This window comes from Cedecea sp. FDAARGOS_727, from assembly GCF_012273235.1.
Taxonomy (GTDB): Bacteria; Pseudomonadota; Gammaproteobacteria; order Enterobacterales; family Enterobacteriaceae; genus Cedecea; species Cedecea davisae.
Map to the genome: position 1 here is coordinate 4,773,440 of NZ_CP050966.1, position 18,668 is coordinate 4,792,107.

17 protein-coding genes and 3 pseudogenes are annotated in these 18,668 nt (G+C 48.9%); 6 read left to right on the forward strand and 14 right to left on the reverse strand.

The window, feature by feature from the left end:
• Together FOC35_RS22410 and FOC35_RS22415 are read left to right on the forward strand one after the other, a co-directional pair.
• Nucleotides 1-318, forward strand: a pseudogene (locus tag FOC35_RS22410) (hypothetical protein); the annotation flags it as partial.
• Nucleotides 315-845 carry a DUF3833 domain-containing protein gene (locus tag FOC35_RS22415; RefSeq protein ID WP_172570270.1) on the forward strand — a complete coding sequence of 177 codons (531 nt, stop codon included), beginning with the start codon at nt 315-317 and terminating at the stop codon, nt 843-845. The pseudogene FOC35_RS22410 and the gene FOC35_RS22415, both read left to right, overlap by 4 nt.
• A gap of 219 nt (nt 846-1,064) precedes the next feature.
• Here the strand turns inward: FOC35_RS22415 and FOC35_RS22420 are convergent, their stop codons facing one another.
• The 5 genes and pseudogenes from FOC35_RS22420 to FOC35_RS22440 all read right to left on the reverse strand — a co-directional run bounded on the left by FOC35_RS22420 (nt 1,065) and on the right by FOC35_RS22440 (nt 6,285).
• A complete protein-coding gene (locus FOC35_RS22420) occupies nt 1,065-2,213 on the reverse strand; it encodes an alpha/beta fold hydrolase (protein ID WP_172570430.1) in 1,149 nt (382 codons plus the stop codon).
• A gap of 518 nt (nt 2,214-2,731) precedes the next feature.
• Nucleotides 2,732-2,902 (reverse strand): annotated as a pseudogene (locus FOC35_RS22425) (NADP-dependent isocitrate dehydrogenase); the annotation flags it as partial.
• Between the two features lie 855 nt (nt 2,903-3,757).
• Nucleotides 3,758-4,807: an acyltransferase gene (locus tag FOC35_RS22430; RefSeq protein WP_172570272.1), complete on the reverse strand. Its 1,050-nt coding sequence runs from the start codon at nt 4,805-4,807 to the stop codon at nt 3,758-3,760.
• A gap of 45 nt (nt 4,808-4,852) precedes the next feature.
• A complete protein-coding gene (locus tag FOC35_RS22970; protein ID WP_371810716.1) occupies nt 4,853-5,182 on the reverse strand; it encodes a tail fiber assembly protein in 330 nt (109 codons plus the stop codon).
• Between the two features lie 344 nt (nt 5,183-5,526).
• On the reverse strand, nt 5,527-6,285 hold the full coding sequence (locus FOC35_RS22440; protein ID WP_172570273.1) for a hypothetical protein: 759 nt from the start codon (nt 6,283-6,285) through the stop codon (nt 5,527-5,529).
• Between FOC35_RS22440 and FOC35_RS22445 the strand changes: the two are divergent.
• A pseudogene (locus FOC35_RS22445) lies at nt 6,278-6,496 on the forward strand (tyrosine-type recombinase/integrase); the annotation flags it as partial. The gene FOC35_RS22440 and the pseudogene FOC35_RS22445 overlap by 8 nt on opposite strands.
• A 100-nt stretch (nt 6,497-6,596) precedes the next feature.
• Nucleotides 6,597-7,744 (forward strand): IS3 family transposase gene (locus FOC35_RS22450; protein WP_172568949.1). Its coding sequence is split into 2 segments (ribosomal slippage): nt 6,597-6,834 and nt 6,834-7,744, totalling 1,149 coding nucleotides; the frame shifts between segments, so codons are not numbered across the junction.
• Here FOC35_RS22450 and FOC35_RS22840 read toward each other — a convergent pair.
• Genes FOC35_RS22840 through FOC35_RS22465 form a run of 4 tightly spaced genes read right to left on the reverse strand, consistent with a single transcriptional unit; the run spans nt 7,741 to nt 12,398 of the window.
• Complete coding sequence (locus FOC35_RS22840) at nt 7,741-8,136, reverse strand: DUF6453 family protein (RefSeq protein WP_256380164.1); 396 nt, start codon at nt 8,134-8,136, stop codon at nt 7,741-7,743. The genes FOC35_RS22450 and FOC35_RS22840 overlap by 4 nt on opposite strands.
• Nucleotides 8,137-11,355, reverse strand: a complete 3,219-nt coding sequence (locus tag FOC35_RS22455) for a host specificity protein J (RefSeq protein WP_172570274.1) — start codon at nt 11,353-11,355, stop codon at nt 8,137-8,139. It lies immediately after the preceding gene.
• A gap of 54 nt (nt 11,356-11,409) precedes the next feature.
• Nucleotides 11,410-12,015: a tail assembly protein gene (locus tag FOC35_RS22460; protein WP_172570275.1), complete on the reverse strand. Its 606-nt coding sequence runs from the start codon at nt 12,013-12,015 to the stop codon at nt 11,410-11,412.
• Nucleotides 12,016-12,059: 44 nt separating this feature from the next.
• Nucleotides 12,060-12,398: a hypothetical protein gene (locus FOC35_RS22465; protein WP_254065330.1), complete on the reverse strand. Its 339-nt coding sequence runs from the start codon at nt 12,396-12,398 to the stop codon at nt 12,060-12,062.
• 195 nt (nt 12,399-12,593) lie between these two features.
• Here FOC35_RS22465 and FOC35_RS22470 point away from each other — a divergent pair, with 195 nt between their 5' ends.
• Both FOC35_RS22470 and FOC35_RS22475 read left to right on the forward strand, forming a co-directional pair.
• Nucleotides 12,594-13,055, forward strand: coding sequence for a hypothetical protein (locus FOC35_RS22470; RefSeq protein WP_172570276.1), 462 nt, complete (start codon nt 12,594-12,596; stop codon nt 13,053-13,055).
• A gap of 2 nt (nt 13,056-13,057) precedes the next feature.
• Nucleotides 13,058-13,438: a hypothetical protein gene (locus FOC35_RS22475; protein WP_254065331.1), complete on the forward strand. Its 381-nt coding sequence runs from the start codon at nt 13,058-13,060 to the stop codon at nt 13,436-13,438.
• Between the two features lie 49 nt (nt 13,439-13,487).
• On the opposite strand, the gene FOC35_RS22480 is transcribed toward FOC35_RS22475, so the two are convergent.
• From FOC35_RS22480 to FOC35_RS22500, 5 genes are read right to left on the reverse strand one after another with little or no spacing between them, the layout of a single operon-like run.
• A complete protein-coding gene (locus FOC35_RS22480) occupies nt 13,488-14,198 on the reverse strand; it encodes a C40 family peptidase (protein WP_172570277.1) in 711 nt (236 codons plus the stop codon).
• Nucleotide 14,199: 1 nt separating this feature from the next.
• Nucleotides 14,200-14,955: a phage minor tail protein L gene (locus tag FOC35_RS22485; protein ID WP_172570278.1), complete on the reverse strand. Its 756-nt coding sequence runs from the start codon at nt 14,953-14,955 to the stop codon at nt 14,200-14,202.
• A complete protein-coding gene (locus FOC35_RS22490; RefSeq protein WP_172570279.1) occupies nt 14,955-15,311 on the reverse strand; it encodes a phage tail protein in 357 nt (118 codons plus the stop codon). Before FOC35_RS22490 ends, FOC35_RS22485 begins: the two co-directional genes overlap by 1 nt.
• Before the next feature lie 9 nt (nt 15,312-15,320).
• On the reverse strand, nt 15,321-18,401 hold the full coding sequence (locus tag FOC35_RS22495) for a phage tail tape measure protein (protein WP_172570280.1): 3,081 nt from the start codon (nt 18,399-18,401) through the stop codon (nt 15,321-15,323).
• On the reverse strand, nt 18,385-18,654 hold the full coding sequence (locus FOC35_RS22500) for a phage tail assembly protein T (RefSeq protein WP_254065332.1): 270 nt from the start codon (nt 18,652-18,654) through the stop codon (nt 18,385-18,387). The genes FOC35_RS22495 and FOC35_RS22500 overlap by 17 nt, the downstream gene beginning before the upstream one ends.
• Between the last annotated feature and the right edge of the window lie 14 nt (nt 18,655-18,668).

Genomic DNA, 18,668 nt, shown 5'->3' on the forward strand with positions numbered 1-18,668 from the left:
GACCGCGACGAGCTAGTCAAGGCTACCCGCGACCAGTGGCAGGCACAAGGCGTTCTGGCGCGCGAGCCACAGAGCGAGTCCTGGCTACGCATGCTCCACGCCCTCTGGCCCGATGTTACACCCGATTCGCAACTCGCCTTTGTGGTTAACAACAAGCAGGGACAGTTCTGGTATCGCGCCAGCGCGACGCAAAAAAGTTTTGCCCAACTGGGAGTCCGCCAGTCCGAAGCATTCTGCAGTGACTTTATGAGCATCTGGCTTGATCCCCACACGCAATACCCTGAACTACGCAGGCAACTGATCGGAGGTGAAAAATGAACCGCACTCTCGCGTTGGGCCTTATGCTACTCATACTGCTGACGGGTTGTAGTACAGAAATTACCGACTATCAGCATCAAGAGCCAAAACTTGATATTTTCCACTATTTCCAGGGAAAAACCGAAGCGTGGGGCATGGTGCAAGATAGTAACGGTAAGCAGGTGCGTCGCTTCCATGCTGAGATTGTTGGAGAGATTATCGGCACCACGCTGACGCTTAACGAGCATTTTGTCTATGACAATGGTGAGCGGCAGCAACGCGTCTGGCACATCCGACGCACCCACGCCGACAACTACGAAGGGACCGCAGATGATATTGAAGGTGTGGCGAAAGGGCAGGCATCAGGCAACGCCTTCAACTGGCGTTACAGTATGAATGTGAAAGCCGACGGTAGCACCTGGTTGCTGCATTTTGACGACTGGATGTACCTTCAGGACAACATGCATCTTTTTAATAAAACAGAGATGAAGAAATTCGGGATTACCGTCGGGACCGCCACGCTTTTCTTTACCCGTAAAACACACTAGAGAAGGTAGAGCCACGAGCATTCAATCTGTCATTGGGATCAGCTACTGCTAACAGGCTAGATAGCAAGATTTGAAGTCGGGAGTAAACATGTGAGCATTGTCGTGGGCTACCTGCGACAGTGTGTCTATTCCGGCCAGCCCGCCCGGAATAGGACCTGTTGTACCCTCCCCGCCTTAAGATGGTCAAAGTCTTACGTTACGTTGTACCCGCAAAATGCCCTACCCTCTGTTTGCGGGTAAAGTTCTCGTGTTAAGGATGAAGGGAACGGAATCACGCAGAGACGGATTAACCGTGCCGCTGTGATCAAGACCTTCATAAACATGCACAGCCACTGATGTGCCCGCGGCTTTCACCGCTTCAGCGAATCGCATTTGCATTGCGGTGGGTACATTGACATCCTTATCACCAATACCAATAAATACCGGATGCGAGAGCTTCAGTGTGGGGTAGCTCAGCGAGTGAACCTGTGCGCTGAGCAATGATTCAATATCGGGCTTTAGCGTATTACCTGCATTTAAACCTGCCTGTGTTGTAGCTTCGGTTAGAGGCTTGATACACATTTGATTAGCCATTTTCAAATACGGTAATGCTTTTTCCTGAAAATAATCCGAGGGTTTAAGTGAAGAGTTAGCATCCGCAGCGGAAAGATAAATATAAAATATGTAGGGTATTTTTGGGTCACCCACAACAGGCTCAGCTCCGTTCTCTGGCGGTAACACATCTGCCGCTGAGGTAGCACTATCGAAGTAGGGAGTACCTGTTAGCACCGTCGCACGGATATTTAACTCAGGCGCATACTGCGGTTGAAAACCCGCGGTTGAAAAAGCGGCATGCGCCCCCTGAGACTGCCCGACCAGTATCAGATCGTTTTTAAGAGGAAAGGCTTTTAGAGCGGCACGAACGCCGTCAAGGACGCTCCAGGCCTCTCCTCGTGCATCCAGATAATGGTGCAGACCTTTAGATCCTAAACCCGCGTAATCTGGTGCCACCACGGCATAACCGAGAGATAACCATGTATTTAAATATTGTTTATCACGATCGGTGCGGGTGTTAAGCGAAGGTGCGCAATGAGTGGCAACGCCAACAGTCCCATGCGCCCATACCACGACTGGCCAGCCCCCCTGCGGAACTTGCCCAAAGGGAATAAATATGGCGGCTGTATCTTCACGTTGTGTTTTACCGTCAACGCCGCTGAAAGAAGGATAGCGTAGCAAATACTCATGAGACGCTTCCGCCAGCCCGTGCTCCGGGGCAAGTGGCAAGATGAAGGCAGGCCGTTCTACTGCAATGCTATTGAGGGCAACCGTGGATAAAAGTAACGCAGATGCAGTACTCATCAGCACTGGCGCGGTTAAAAATTTAGGCATGTTTACCGGCTCTGAAATTATTAATTGGTTATAATATATAACCTCAAGATTCAATATTGGTTCAACAATTGCGAATAAGTGAGATAAAATGAATAGAAATCGTTTACCCACCTTTCAGCCGTTTATGGATAATTTCTTTATCGCTTGAAATTGCAGTATATCCGATCATACTTCGTATATAAAAAAGCTGAATCACTCGTGTCTTCAAAAGCCTCTGCAGTCAAACCATTTGCAATTAACTCGCCAGTAATAGGTTCATTCTCTGCAGCTGGTCGGGAGTGGCTATATTGGCATGCTAAAAAAATATGAAAAACGGTGAGGATTATTTTCATGATGATCCTCATCGATTAAATTTAACATCATGAGAGATTTGCTCATAAAATACCGACCCCGGCTTTCTAAAAAATTCATCTGGCGGTAAAGAGAGATATCAGAACGCTGCGGACCATTACAAATGCAGACTAAAATTAAAAAAGGGAGCCAAAAGGCTCCCTTCTTCACAGCATCAGCAGCGCTGATTACATGTGTTTAATGATAACGTTGCCAAACTCTGGGCATTTCAGCAGATTAGCGCCATCCATCAGGCGTTCGAAGTCATAAGTTACGGTCTTCGCGTCGATTGCGCCTTCCATACCTTTAACGATAAGGTCTGCGGCTTCGAACCATTCCATATGACGCAGCAGTATTTCATGAAACAAATCATAACACATTGATTTTTAGATAAAAATATTAGAAATAATGCTTTCGTCACACATTTTTAGCCACAGGCTAACCAGTTGATTGTATTTAATTATTTTTGGGTTTTGATAACCACTTTTCGGTTGAAGTAAGTATCCTCCACTTGAATATGCGAGATCAAAAAGGCTTTTTAAATCACGCATATTTTAAAATACTATCATTCACTTAAGTGATTTTTTTTACCAATTTGCCAATAAGATATGATTGCCAACTATTAGCAATCAATAAGTTACGCCCTCCACTGCTCCTAAATGGCGTAAGTTTTGGAGGTGGTTTTGTTGATATAAGTGGATAAAATTGATATTGTTCAATAAGTGCGTTTAGCTAGTATCATGATCCAAAGCCTAACCGCCACATCGTTTATTCCAGCCCTTATTTTTCTATCTCTAACACTGCTACGTACCATGAGTATGGTGTTATCGAATCTTGAAAGTAAGGAGCCGCATATGAATAAATTATTCCGTTTTGCCTTGATTTTTGCGTCCAGTTTTTGTGAGACCGCTTGGGCTGGAATAGTAGGTGTGGTATTTAGTGCCATGACTGGCCACTCCGAGGTAATCTCGGTACTGGCTAAGCGCACTGACTCATTACTTGAGATGCCGATATGGGGGGCGGAGGTTCAAATCCTCTCGTACCGACCAACTAAACATTGAAAACCAGCCTCTTACGGCTGTTTTTTTGTGCCTGAATTTTGCCTGGGGAATTGTTGGGGAGAAATGGGGGAATTACTGCCGGCATTTTGCCTTTTCAGACAAGAAATTGGCGAGGAACGCCACTCCCGCCAGCCCACCAACTTAGATTACTAATCAAGAAACTTTCGCGGTATTTCCACGACTGCTGAAATAGGATTTCACCTTTTCACCTAGGTTCTGCGAGTTCTTTTCTACTACAAAATAGCTAATGGTGGATGCTACAAGCACAAAAGCAACATATATAGAAAATTGCCAAATTTTAAACTCTTTGCCCGAGCCAATAACGTAGGAAAACATATCAACAAAAAATGGATGAATTAGGTAAACTGAATAACTAATTGTTCCCATGAAAAGCATTAGTGATGATTTTATCCTACACTTATATGCAAGCACAACAAATATAACGATACCAAGAAAATAATTGACAATGTAATAGATATAATTTTGCTCTGAATTCCCCTTCCCATAAGTCATCGCACTTATCAGTGGCATTAATAAGACAAACGAAGCAGTCCAAAACAAAGCGTATTTTCTGGCTTCTAATTGACCATCGTGCAACCACTTTCTTAATACATAAGAAAAGATCATAAGAGAAACAGCAAAAATGACACCAACCGGCATTCCTTTGCCTGTATAAAATCTAACAAAAGCGAAAAGCAAAGACAGTAACAGCAACAACATCGAGGAAAAGAACATTTTCCTTACGTCATGCAACCATCCGATAAAGTACAATAAAATACAAACTGTATAAAACGCAACTTCAACAAGAAGCGTCCAATATATAGAGTACAAGTTTTGCTTACCAAACAGACCTGGGAGCATCGTTAGATTTGCTACTATAGTTCCGAAGTCTGTCGGTGTATTTCGATAGAAATAATATGAGCAAACTGCCAAAATTACAGAGATCCAATATGCGGGGTAGAGTCTAAAAAATCTAGATGTGATGAAATTGAATGATTGCCCCGGTTCATTTTTTATAGAGAATGGTATAACAAACCCGCTAATCATAAAAAAGGTAACAACTCCAACCTGCCCAAGCCCAAGATAGCTAAAAAGACTGATGTTGTTCAAAAGCGTAGTCTGCTCACTATAATGTGCAAAAACCACTAATAAACATGCAACCCCACGAATAGCATCTATATGCTGCAACCTTTTAACTTGCATAGCTTTTGTCTGTTCTATTTTGGCAAATGGAGCAAGGAGTTTATATTATTCAGGTTTATCAGGCAACGCAGCGTCAGGATTTGACGTGTCAACACGGCTAAGCTCTACGCTATACCTCTCCCATGCCTCTAACTTTACAGTTTCAGCATAAGTAGCCATGTGCAGTTTCACAGCTCTTTCCAGGGGTGCTATAACTGAGTTAACCTCGTCATTGAGTGTCTGAATCATGATTTGAAACTGATATAATTTCTGCTCTGGGGTCTGAACAGGTTCAACATACGGCGCTACAGTAGCAAACTTCCCAGAAATGGCATCGGCGTATATTACTTCTCCATCCAGTTGAATCAGCTGGTGATGCAGTGAATAAAATATCACGACCTAACTCATATACATCGACCAGCACATCTATAGCCATATTATCTGAAGAAGAAAAAACGGGGTTTCTGATGTTAATTATATTCATTTTATAAAATCCTTCTGAATGCAGTCATTGAAGCAATAGCACCTTCAGTTGATTGAATATCACCAAGGCTAACCCAAGTCCCTACAAGCCAGTTATTTCCACCAGTGTGAAACTCTGCACGAGTTACCGCGGAATAAAATAAACTTGACGGTGCTAATGCTGAACCAGCAAATCTAGTTCCGGCTGGATAATTCCCACCATCATTTGCAATAGCAGCAAATACAAGAGAGTTTACAGGCCATGTATTTGGGCTTCCTTATTCAAGAGCAGGTGGTGGATTTGTTGCAGAATAATACCTAATATCAAAATTCGAGTAGCTTGCAGGCGTAAATGTACCATCATTTTTGAAGCTAAAATATTTATCTACTCCACCCGATGAGACACGAAGAGACAGAGCTAGATACTGGCCGATCTGCTCCCATAAATAAATGTCAGCAAGCTGCCCGTTAACACCATTAATCCTGGCCCCCTGAGTGATATTTGTTTTGCTTGCTGAATTATTTTGAACACCATTCCTTTCAATATAATCTACACCATTTACTATTATTGTCTTCCCTGCCTTAATATCTTCTGATGCAGAAAGCATTGCTAGCTTTGCATTCCCACTGGTAATATTTACATTATTTGCATTCTGGACTGCTAACGATCCTAACCCGAGATTAATACGTGCTGTAACTGCATCAGTCAATTCTGAAAGATTATCCCCCTTCTGCAAGGCGTTTACTATCCGGCTGTCGTCACCTGCTGCCACAGAATTTTCAGTCTTGCCCACATCCAGAATAGCAGCCCCTTTCAATCCTAAATTATCTCTGGACTTCTCTTTGTCTTTCACATCACCTAGGTTTGCATCCTGACGAAGAAACAAACCATCACCTGTTGCTACCTTCAGCTCAATATTGGATGTTTCAGACACTGCCAAACGAAACTGAAGGTTAACGTTGATTCCGCTTTCAGGTTTTTCTATTGCCGGACTGTTTGATACTGCATAAAGCTCACCGGCATCGGTTACCACCACGTTCAAAAAAGTCAGAAACAAATGCGGTGTTAAATGGGAGGAAGGAACAGCACCAACCTTCCACGAGCTGCGTTCTTTATCGGAGAGAATGTATAGAGAGCAAGGGATAGATACAAAAAAATTACTTGGTCACCGGTCTTCAAAGATGACTGACAAATATAACGACGATCGAGGCAAAGACTGGGTAGTCATCGACTCTAAAACTGGGTAAATGAGGTGGTGTTTTTGGGAAGAATTTTGGGGAAAGTTGAATCGCCACGGGTTTAACAGACACTTCGGAGTCATTTAAGATGACTTAAAGAGAGGTGCCCATGAGCGGTAAACGTTATCCCGAAGAGTTTAAAATTGAAGCAGTCAAACAGGTTATTGGTCGCGGTCATTCTGTTTCCAGCGTTGCAACACGTCTCGATATCACCACCCACAGCCTTTACGCCTGGATAAAGAAGTACGGTCCGGACTCATCCACTAATAAAGAACAGTCAGATGCTCAGGCCGAGATCCGCCGACTCCAGAAAGAGCTGAAGCGGGTTACTGATGAACGGGACATATTAAAAAAAGCCGCGGCGTACTTCGCAAAGCTGTCCGACTGAGGTACGCCTTTATTCGTGACAACTCCCGTTGCTGGCCTGTTCGTCTGCTCTGCAGGGTGCTGAATGTTCATCCCAGTGGCTTTTACGCCTGGTTTAAGCAACCGTATTCTCAGCGCCACCAGGTAGATCTGAGACTGACGGGACAGATCAAACAGTTCTGGCTGGAGTCCGGTTGCGTTTATGGTTATCGCAAGATCCATCTGGACTTGCGGGATAGCGGGCAACAGTGCGGAGTGAACAGAGTCTGGCGACTGATGAATCGTGCCGGGATAAAGGCTCAGGTCGGGTACCGGAGCCCGCGGGCACACAAAGGCGAGGCCAGTATCGTATCGCCCAACAGGCTCCAGCGACAGTTCAATCCGGATGCTCCGGATAAGCGTTGGGTAACGGACATAACCTACATCAGGACCCACGAAGGCTGGCTGTATCTTGCTGTGGTTGTTGATCTGTTCTCACGCAAAATTATCGGCTGGTCAATGCAATCCCGGATGACAAAGGACATTGTCCTGAATGCACTGCTGATGGCTTTATGGCGGCGTAATCCCCAAAAACAGGTGCTGGTTCACTCGGACCAGGGCAGTCAGTACACCAGCCATGAGTGGCAGTCGTTCCTGAAATCACACGGCCTGGAGGGGAGCATGAGCCGTCGCGGTAACTGTCACGATAATGCGGTTGCAGAAAGCTTTTTCCAGTTGCTGAAACGCGAACGGATAAAGAAAAAGATCTACGGAACGCGGGAAGAAGCCCGCAGCGATATTTTTGATTACATCGAAATGTTTTATAACAGTAAGCGTCGGCATGGTTCGAGCAATCAGATGTCACCGACAGAATATGAAAACCAGTATTATCAACGGCTCGGAAGTGTCTAGATTATCCGTGGCGATTCAGTTGACTCACTAATTAAAAGCCCTCGATTGCCAAATTGCGAAATGGGAAGAACCTCTACATACATTGAAGAGCCAAGAGCTGGCCCCCGTTTTGGGTTAGAACTCCACCACGACTGAGTTATGGTTCCATTCTGATTATCAGTAAACCCTGTAAGCATACTTATCTCAGGAATTAGCTGTGTGGGAGCTATGCTGGCAAATGTCGTTGTCCGCGGGAGCATGAGCATTGTCGAACCAGGTGTTTTTCTGACAGCAAGGGTATTTATCCCTCCCTGGTTTTGTGTCTCACCGCTAAATGATGGGCAACGCAGACCAGCTGTTATCTCCATCCTTGGAGAGCCGTCGTTTAAATCAATTAATAAACCTCTTGGCATTTACCATTCCCCCAGAACAATTCGGCCGCCATTTGTCAAATTGACAGTCACGCCTTTTCCGTCAATAGATACGCCTGTTCCATTGTTACTAAATCCGAACTGTCCATTCGTCGCATAAATAGCACCCCGAACGGTCACTTGATTAAACTCAGCATTCCCTGATTTAGGTAAATTCCACCCTAATGAACCAGCAACATAGTTAGTTGACTTCAATGAATCTGATATTTTCCCGAACTCAATACTGGCATCTCGGAAAAATGCATCACTAATAAATACCTGACCATTTATCACAGCAAATGGAGAATACTGCGTATCTCCACTGCCGCTCATCAACACAAACTGATTGGCATTAAAGCCAATGCGAGTAACCACCGGCTTGCCCGTCTCCGCCAGCACTGCGATACTCATTCCCGCGTTGTACATCACGCCGTTAATCCGCACTCCAGCCTTAAGCGTATGAATCGCTGTAGCACCGTCAGCATCCACAGTGGCCGTCAACTTATCTTCAAGCGTTGCCGTAACATCCTCAATTTGCGCCTGGACGGTCGTCGAAAGCTCAGCCATTGCTTTATCAACTTCAGCAATAGTCGTTTTTACGATCAGTATGTCTGCTCTTACTGTCCCGTATTGCTGAAACTGATGCTCAACCGTTCCGTGGTTCGCCAACGCGTTCTGCAAGATTCCTTCAATGTTGGTATTGATATCGCTGGTAAGCTGCTCCCCGTCTTTAGACGTCAGGAAATCATCCGCAATATCCCCCAGGTAATCATCGGCATTGTCATTAGCCATGCCACGGATCCAATCTGTCCAGCCTGACTCGTTACCGGTTTTATCTACTAACTGCGCGCGGTACCAAAACTCCTGTCCTGCTTTAAGGCCGAGTTGCGTATATTCCGCCTGTGGGTACGGAACATCGCTAAGCAATAATGGGTTGGACTGATCTGAGTTAGCCGTGTACTGAATTTCCGTTTTCAGCGTGTCGGCTGTGTTGGCAGGAAATCCCCAGTTGAGCCGAATACCCCAGTTGATCGGCGTGGCCATGAATCCCACCGGCTTCGGTGGGTTGCCCACCTTCCCCGTCAGCGTTTTCTCTTCGGAGTAACCCCACCCACTGGAAATTTCCGCAGCGTTGATGGCGCGCACGCGCACCAGATAGCGGCCTGCGTAAATCCCCGGCACATCAAACGAGGTGGTGGAATTGCGCGGTACGTTCACCCAGTTCCCGTCGTTGCGGCGCCATTGCGCTTCATATGCAATAGCGTTCTGCGCCTGGTCCCAGCTGCAGCGCATCGTTTCCACGCTGATACCCTGCTGCACGAGCGAGAAAGAGCTGATAACAATATTTGCCGGTGCCGTTTGGTTACCCGGCGGGATAACGCTTACAGGCCTATCATCAATCAGCGCGCCGGTATCAATACGAGCATACTTGTCGGGATCGTAGTACGCGCCGGAAATCGTAAATGTGCCGTCGTTATTGTCGGATACGCTCACAACACGATACTGCTGTGCATAGAGCTCATCGGACTCAACAACCCAGACAGATTCCGCCTGCGGCACTTCGCCGTAGGCCGTGGTTACAGTAACCACGTTATCATTTACTGCCTGAATAGTTCGCGCCTGTGACGCCCCGGATGGCAAGTTGAGAATCAGGCGGCCGCCGGCGGCAATATCCGGTTTTCGGTCAAGAGTAACAACGCGACCGTTCACGGCGCTAATGCGGCCGCCGGTTACTTTTCCGGACAACATCTCATCAGCGACAGCGATGATGTAGCCAGGCTGCGGGATCATTCCGTCGAGCCCGACGGAAAATGTTACAACCCGATCTTTGTTGTTCGTCAGGATACCCCAGCGCCCTTTCCGGTTTGCTTCGCTCTGCCGGGTGCAGCCGATCGCCGTCAGCTCGAGCTGATTAAATCCGTAGCGCGCGACCAGCGCCTGCTCAAACACAGGCTCCATGGCATCAGCATACGCATTCGCCGGATCGGACCAGGAGACCAGCGCAGTGGTATAGCGGGTTTTCGTCGTGCTGCTGGAATAGTTGAACTCGCCATTCAGGACGTTGGCGCGAGTGTAGCTGTAGTCGATATCCCGCGGCATATCAGCCAGCGCGACAATCTGGTTACCTCCCCAGTAGGTCATCCCGCGAAATATGGCGGCAAAGTCACGCAGAACTGTGTATGCGTCGTTCCTGTCCTGCACATAAATGTCACAGGTATAGCGCGGTTCGGTACCGCTGCCACCTTTGCCATCCGGCACCATCTGGTCGCAATACTGCGCGACCTGATAAAGCGTCCATTTATCAATGTTCGCTGCCGTGAGTCGCTGCCCCAGGCCAAAGCGATCGGTAATGACGATATCGTAAAAAATCCAGGCCGGGTTATTCGTCCAGGCCCATTTAAAACCACCGGTCCAGGTCCCGCTATATGTCCGGGCAATCGGATCATAATTATCCGGTACGCGGACAATGCGCATCATTGGCTCGCAGGAAACCTGCGGAATACTGCCGTTGAACTGGCTGGAATCAAACTCGACATACAGCAAAGCGGTGTTCGGGTAACGCAGCTTTGCATCAATAACTTCGGTGTAGCTCTGCAGCGTCATTGTGTCGCCGATCTTGGCGCTATTGGCATCTGCCGTAACTTTACGCAGGCGTACTGTCCAGGTGCTACCGGTTTGTGGCAAATCAATGCGGTGGCTGCGCTCGTAGCCAGACGTGGTTTTCCCGGTAACGGCAGTATTCACGACCGTCTGCCAGGTGCCGCCATCGGTCTGCAGCTCTATGATGTAGTTGATGGAATACCCAACAAGATCACCGTTGTCCTGCTGGTTAAACAATGACGGCCATTTCAGGCGCAAACGGATTGCTGAAAGTTGGCCGTTAGTAAAAGTGTGCGTCCACGCAGTGGCGCTTGAAACTGTTGTGCCTACGCTGATCTCGTTCTCAGTCCCCGGCATGCCCTGGATATAAGTTTGCGCCTGGCTACCAGGACGAAACTCCCAAGCTACACCGCTGAAGTTTTGCGAGCCGTCGGCGTTTTCCAGCGGTGTGCCGTCCAGAAAAATGCTCTTACCGTCAAGACCACCAGCAAACTCGCCCTCCCCCAGAGCCAGCAATAGTTTTGCTTTGGCGACGGACTGGAGATCATCAGGTTGTTCAACAGGTGTGCGCGGGGAAGAGCCGCCGCCCTTATTCCCTTTGATAAGCGTTGCAGTTGTCATATTGCGCCCATAAAAAAAGCCACCCTGAGGTGGCCTGATGGAAAGAGATGTTAGTTACTGCTGATCTTCGACGTAAATCCCAGCGGAGATAATCGCTCCGCCAATGCGGCGTTTGCCGTACCCCAATGGAACCGGGTATCCCTGCGCGGCAGTATTAGTCACGCCGCCAAATGCGTAGGAGGCTTTGTTGTCAGCACCCTGTTTACTGGCCAGGCCCGTAGGTTGTGGGGAAAGCATTTGTACAACGCCTCCGAGTACCAACGATGCACCAGTAGTTGCAGCGAAACCTGTTAAGCCGCCAGCCGTAAACGCAGCACCAATACCTCCAGAAACGAAGACGGCAGCAGTGATTAAAACCGCTCCTAAAATAGTTTGTAAAAGCCCTGCGCGTTTACTGCCGATGATTACAGGCATAATCCTCACAACGTCGCCCTTGGTGGGAAAACCCATCTCATCAAAAGCTATATTTTTTTTGCCTCTGAATATGGCAAAAGTAAGTCCCCTACGTTTACTGCTGATCATGAAACTCTCGAAGCCAGGCAGTGTTTTGCTGAGTGCAATTGCTGCTTCACCAGTTCGAGATATCAGTCGTTGATGGATTTTTCCAAAAGTTTTTCCCAGAACACCACCAAGCTCAATTACTGTCATTACTTCTGTCATATTTTCACCATAAAAAAACCCGCATGATGCGGGTTAGCTATTGGTTAGATACAGCGTTTTATTACTTTAGTTCGGCTATTAATACGATAGCTGAAAAGCCCACCCTGATGACGAAATTCTATCTTGGTAACTTCACCTATCGGTTTTAAATCAGCAACCTCAAGTTGAGATTGCGTAAATACAGTTTTACCGCCGTCATAAGGCTGAATAAAAACGCTTCCGTATTGTTGGCTTTGTTCTTGCCATCCACCAAGTATGCATTCAGCAACAGCATCGATTTGTTTCTTCGACTGATAAGAATTAGATGCTGGCTCCTTCCTGAGTTCCTGCATGCTCGAACAACCAGAAAGTATTAACAATCCGCACACTGCAATTTTTTTCACATCCTTACCCCCATTGATAAAAGTTAAAATCAATCCTAACACGGAGATAAAGTAGCGGAAAAAACCTCAGTTAAGCAGGATGAACTACTTGGATTGCAAAGCACTGATCATTTGTCAGGATTTGCTCAACCTTTAACTCAGGATAGGATTGCTCTATTACAATTTTACAAGCTTCATTGCAAGTATGGAACGCTCATGAACAATGACCATCCAAAATTAACTTTTATATACCCAACCTTTATACGTGCTGGCATGATTGCCTCAGGCCCATTTATCCCTGATATCGGATGGCAAGCCAGTCAATTCCCAGCAAAAATGATGTTCTACGTCTCAATTGGCTTGATGCTAAACAGCAAAAGAAACTATAGCTACGATATTGATGTATTGTTTGATGGTAAGTCGTTGACGCCCGAGGATGCTCAGGCTGTCGACTCGAAGCTGATCAATACTGCAGTCTCGAATCGTGATGACTTTGTCGCAATAGCTACTAACCATCTTACAGATGTTGTTATGCCCTCCGCTGGTATTTACACCCTTAAAGCTCGCCTTTTCGCAGGTAAAGCTGATTCTTCCGAAAAAGAAATAATTGATGAATGCAGTGGTTTCTTCACTCTCGCTGAAGATTGGATGAATAACGAAATGAAGAAAACAACGTAATCATGGCCAGAGCAATCGACATCAATACAAAGCAACCAATTGAAGATCATGTAAGCATCCCCCATAATCCTTCTTACAATGACGGCGATGGAGGAGGAGGAAGCATGCTCGAAGCTCGTGTTGCTAAGCTTGAATCTGACATCAGCTATATCCGCCGTGATGTAGATGAGCTTAAAACTGATGTAAAAACAATCGATCGGAATATGATCGTAGTCTTGGAACGGCTTGATAGTATTAAAGATAGTCTGTCCAAGAAACCTTCATCAGATACTGTAGACAAAAAAATCACTGAAGCAAAACTAGCTGTTTTACTCGGTGTCCCGACGATAATAGGAATTGGTACTGCTGCTTATAAAGCAATTTCATATTTCTTCTTTTCCTGATAACCCGGCATCGCCGGGTTATCAGGCTGTTCCTCTCTACCATAGACGCCTAAAAAAGTAATTTATATCTCAATATTTTCATTGTTCTTTCCTGCCAATAGCCGCCATAAGGCACGCGCTGGCTCAAATGGCCGTAAAGGTGGTGCAGCAGCATGTTGCCCTCGAGCAAGATCCCGGCGTGGTTCCATTTATTAGATTGCACCTGCATGATAACCATGTCGCCAGGCTGCGGTGCGCCGTCGAACTCACGGAAGCCGCATTCATACCAGCAATCCTGGTAGAAATTCTCCAGGTACTCATCTTCCCACCAGGGATAATCAACGCGGTAATCGTGAAGTTCTATACCGTGGTTCTGCCGGAAGTAGCTCATCACCAGCCCCCAACAGTCAAAGTGACCGAGGACAAACGGCCGCTCCAGCAGCGGGAGTTCTCCGCGCGGCTGGATGGTGCGCAGGTCACCCTCTGGCCAGCTCACGATATGCCAGGGCAGCAGCGTAGCGTCACACTGCGCTTTGTCCAATTCACTCGGCTGTGGCGTTGCATCAGGATGGCTGTGAACTACGGCCGTCACCGTCCCCCAGTCCTCCGCCGTGGCGTAATCATCCGGCGAAAGGTGAAAATGCTCAGTCGGTTCGGCTGCCAGATTTCGGCACGGGAAATAACGCTCAACCCGGCTTTTCTGCGCTACGACTCCGCAGCATTCACGAGGATATTCAGCGGCCGCATGTGCCAGGATGGCATTGATCGTTTTCTCACGCATATCAACTCCTGATTAGCGAAGTACCCGGGAACCCACCGAAAGGGAGAGGCTCGCCTTCGCCAAAACGCAGCTTGCAGCCGCGCAATGTTCCACTGCACTTGTCGAGCGACAGATCCCCGACAGGGTTATTTTTGTCGTCGAAGTAGCGCGTTCCGGCATAATCACACCCGTCGCCGGATCGGTATTTGCCTCTGATGCACCAGGTACAAAGCGAATGCAGCTGGCGCGTTGGGATCATCAGGCCTTGAAGGTCCATCGGACTGCTCAGCGTAAACTCGATAGAGCGGTTGTTCTCGGAGCTTTTGCTGTCGATATACCAGACCTGCAGCTTTTCCTGTGTAGGATCGGCTGACGGGTTACCCGCGGGGAAGTTAGCGGCATCCAGATACTGCGCTAATGTGTCATGGATCATGACTTTTGCCTGGAGCAAATCATCATAAGCCAAGCAAAGGGCAGTAATGGAACCATCAAGGTTTGCAACGGTAAGTTTCGGCTGTGCCTCGGTGCCATCCGTTGAAAGCTCGATGCCCTCTATCTGGCATGGCCACGCCGAGTATTTCTCCCCCTGCCACCAGATAGCTTTAGCCGCTAACTTTGACTCATCGCCGCCGGCGGCTTCAATCTCTTCAGGGGTATGAGGGAGGGTATAGGCGTGGAAGCGTAAAACATCGCTCACGCCAAACGCGGTGCCGTCTACTTCAAAAAGCCGGACGGTATTTCCCGGCTCCAGTTTTTGATAATCACTGTTTAAGGACATCACACTCCCCCGGCAGAAAAGCTCTGCTCAAATGTCACGGATATCGTTGCCTGCGTTTTACCGTTCGGCACCAGTTTTATCGAGTCGGGCGCCGCGCGATATAAGCCCTTCTCACCGTGCGGCGGTGTCCAGATAAATGACCGGGTGCAGTGCTGACGGCAAAAGTCCCTGATGGCCTTCGCCGTCGCCAGCGGCCCACGGTAGGAGTACGGAAATTTAATTTTTTCCGAGTTAATGCCATCCTCAGAAACCTGGCTGTAACCGTCGCCGAACTGAATCTTCCGGATTGTCCGGTTGTATTCAGTCGCCGGCTGGCTGGCGATTTGTGTCGGCCAGGTGAATGTATCGATTGCCATAGGCCACCTTTAGCGGGATTTCATTGCGTTGAAGATCAAGCCCCCTGGACGGATGGCCTTAACGAGGTTGTTCTGGCAAAACTGCTCGAGCATTTTCATCATCGCCTGATTCATAGCATCGCTGCCGCCTGAAGTCTGGGATGTGGCTGTGCCGTCACTCTGCAGAATGATTGTGTTATTGAAGACTGGGTTTCCACCACCAGCATTACCGGCAACAACGCCTAGCTTGCCGTTTGCTCCACGGCGTAGAGGCAAAATGGCTTCCGGCCCGGCTTCGCCCATCACGCCGCCGCCTTTGGCAAATGCAAAAAACGTAGGCCGATCGACGATGCTGCCACTAAAAGCACTTAAGGAAGCTGAGTTATACACTCCCCCTTTGGCATTGGCAGTAAGCCCTCCAAAACCAAAAGTATTCCCGGCAGCTTTAACTCCATTCACCAGAGACATTTGAACCAGAATTTCAGCCAGCATGCTCAGGATAGACTTCGTCCAGTCCTTAAAGCTGGCCCCGCTTCTCGTCAAGAAAGATGTCAATTGTGAAGAGGCGCCATTCAGAACGGCGGCCCCCACGTTCTTCATTTGCTCATAGCTGTTCGTGGCCGCATCAGAGTAATCAGCCCAACTTTTTTCCACCCCGGTCTTCCAGTTACCGCGCAACTGATCCTCTGCTGCATAGTAATCTTTGGCTGCCTTGAGCTGCTGCTGATAACCCGCATCCTGCAGAGTGCCGCCAGCGTTAAGCCACCCGCTGCGAAGCTGAGCGAACGTAGATTCACGCCCCGCCATCCTGTCGCTCATCGTTGCACCGTTAACCAGAGCAGACTGTTTCTCAGCCATTTGCGTTACGTATTTCGACGCGGTATCCATCCGCTTGTTGAGCTGCTCCTGAGCAACAATCTGATCGCCAAGAATCGCTTTCTGGTTTGCAAGCTGAAGTACCTGCTGTTTACTGGCCAGAAGGGATTGTTCTTGCTTCGACAACTGCCTGGTGCGCGCCGCATCTTCCAGAACGGTGAACTGAGCCTGCGCAGTCCATAATTCTTTTCGCTGCTGGCTGATGCTGTCCGTGACGCTTTTGTGCTGTTTCAGGACTTCAAGCTGTGACTGCAACGCCAGCAGGTCGCGCTGGTTGTTATCCTCCGCCCGATCCCCGGCAGGAGTCACATACCCTTTGGCTTTCGCCGTTTTAGGATCCTTATAGAGCTTCTCAATACCAGCGCGAGCTGTCGCTATTTCCTCCGGTGTCCAGAGACGAACCCTTTTATCCTCTGCCAGGGTCTGCGTTGCTTCCGCGGCTTTGGCATTATCCGCAATGGCTTTGTTCAGGTCCTTCTGTGCCAGCGCACGCTTCTCAGTCTGGGTAGTACCGGCATCCAGATATTTGTTGAACGATACCTGTGCATCAATACCGTCTTTATTGATCTGGTTGAACTCGGCTTTTTTCTGGTTGTAGCCCTCCTGGGATTTGATCACGAACTCAAGGTTTTTGATGTTGGCCTCAAGCTGCGCTTTATCGACACCCATCGAGTTATTTTTGAAACGCCCCCAAAGCCCTTGCTTGCCGTTCTCCTGAATTTCGGCCAGCGTATCTTTCATGGTCTGTAGCGTGGCAGCGTCACTACCAGCCCGGCCAATATTCAGCAGCTCATCCCACATACCTTTAAAGGCATTGCGGGTCGCTAAAGCTGCGCGCTCAACAAGCCCCAGGTTATCCAGAATCTGCTGGCTACGCTGCTGCTCCGCACGGCTATAGGCATCGGCCGCCGCCTGTCCTGCGGCTTCTTTATCGCCGCGGCGCTCGAGCGAGGAGATGTACTGGAACTGGGACGCGGTGAGGTAGTGCATCTGTGCATTCAGCTCAGCGGAACCCTTCGTTGGCGCATCGTACAGCTTCTGGAAATTCTTGATCGTCTCATCGACCGCTTTCCCGGTAGCTTCCTGCATAGCTACTGCGGCGCGGGTAATGCTCTCGATTTGAGAACCTTTAAAGCTACCGCTCCCCACCACCTGCGCCAGCACGGCAGCGCTGGTTGCCTGCGATCCGTGAGTCCCTGCAATTGATTTTGCCAGCTCAGCCAGTTGCCCGGAGGTTTTACCGGCATAACTTCCCGTCAGGATCAGTTGCTTGTTGAACTCGACTGACTCCTGGCTCCCCTCGTACCAGGCCTTACCCAGGGTATACACGGCGGCGGCAATCCCACCGACAACCCCGGCAATCCCCAGCCCCCGCAATGTCATAAGCTGATCTATCCACCCGGCCCGGTTCGCAAGCGTAATACCGGAACCCCGCAGCGCACCAAAGTTACCCCGTGCCGCCTCGCCAAGCAGGATGCCAATTTCCCGCCGGGCGGCTGCACTTTGCAACCCCAGTCCATGCGTAGCTGTTTTCGCCGCATCAAGCTTGCGGATGTAGATATCAGCTGAATCACTGACGCCAAGCTGCGCGGCTTTGTAGCGGAGCATCTCGGCGTTAGAGAGGTTCTGTGCGGCAACCTGCGATTTCAGTTTCTGAATGAAATTGACGCGGGCGGCACTGGCTTTTTCCTCTTCCAGCCGCAGCTCTTTCTGCCGCTCAGTAGTGCGGGTTATCAGCGCCAGATAATCCTGCTGTGAAATTTTCCCCTGTCCGCGCGCCGCACGCAGACGCGCCTGCATACCGGCCAGCGCCTGCGTCTCGCTGGTAAGCCGCCGGGCGCCGTCGATTTCGCGGTAAAACGCCTCGGCCAGTTCATCCTGCTGCTTCGCAGTCGCGGCAGTTTGCGTCGTCGAATCCTGAAGCTTCTGGCTATATTCCGCTACGCGCCGGTGTGTTTCATCGACAGCCTGAGCTGATTTCTTCCATGCAACCGCCATTTCGTCAGCGGCGACGGACTGTTTTGCCTGGATATCACTGGCGGCCTTAACGCCAGCCTCACCCATTTGCTTCAGCGCGGCAGCCTGAAGTTGTGCCGCTCTCGCCATTCGCCCCTGGGATTTATCAGACTCATCGGCCATCCCTTTAAGCTGGCCCCGGATCCGGGCTACCTGTTCTGAGAAGGAAGCGCTGTCGACATCCAGGTTAATTACCAGATCGCTAATTTGCTGGGCCATACCGTACTCCCCCGTAAACCCCCTCACCCGCTAACATCAGGTCTTCATCCGTCTTTTCTGGTTCGGGCTCGCCCACTTCGCCAGTCAGCAGACTGAAATCAGCATCCGAAATATCGCTATTGCCCGTCAGCATCGCCACGATGAGCCCCTTAGTGGTGGCAAACTCAGCGTCCAGCAGCTCGTCACTAAACGGCGTTGCTGCAAAGTGGCTAACCCAGCCGGCGAATTCGGAGGCGCTCATTTCACTGAGCATCCGCCGCCAGTCTG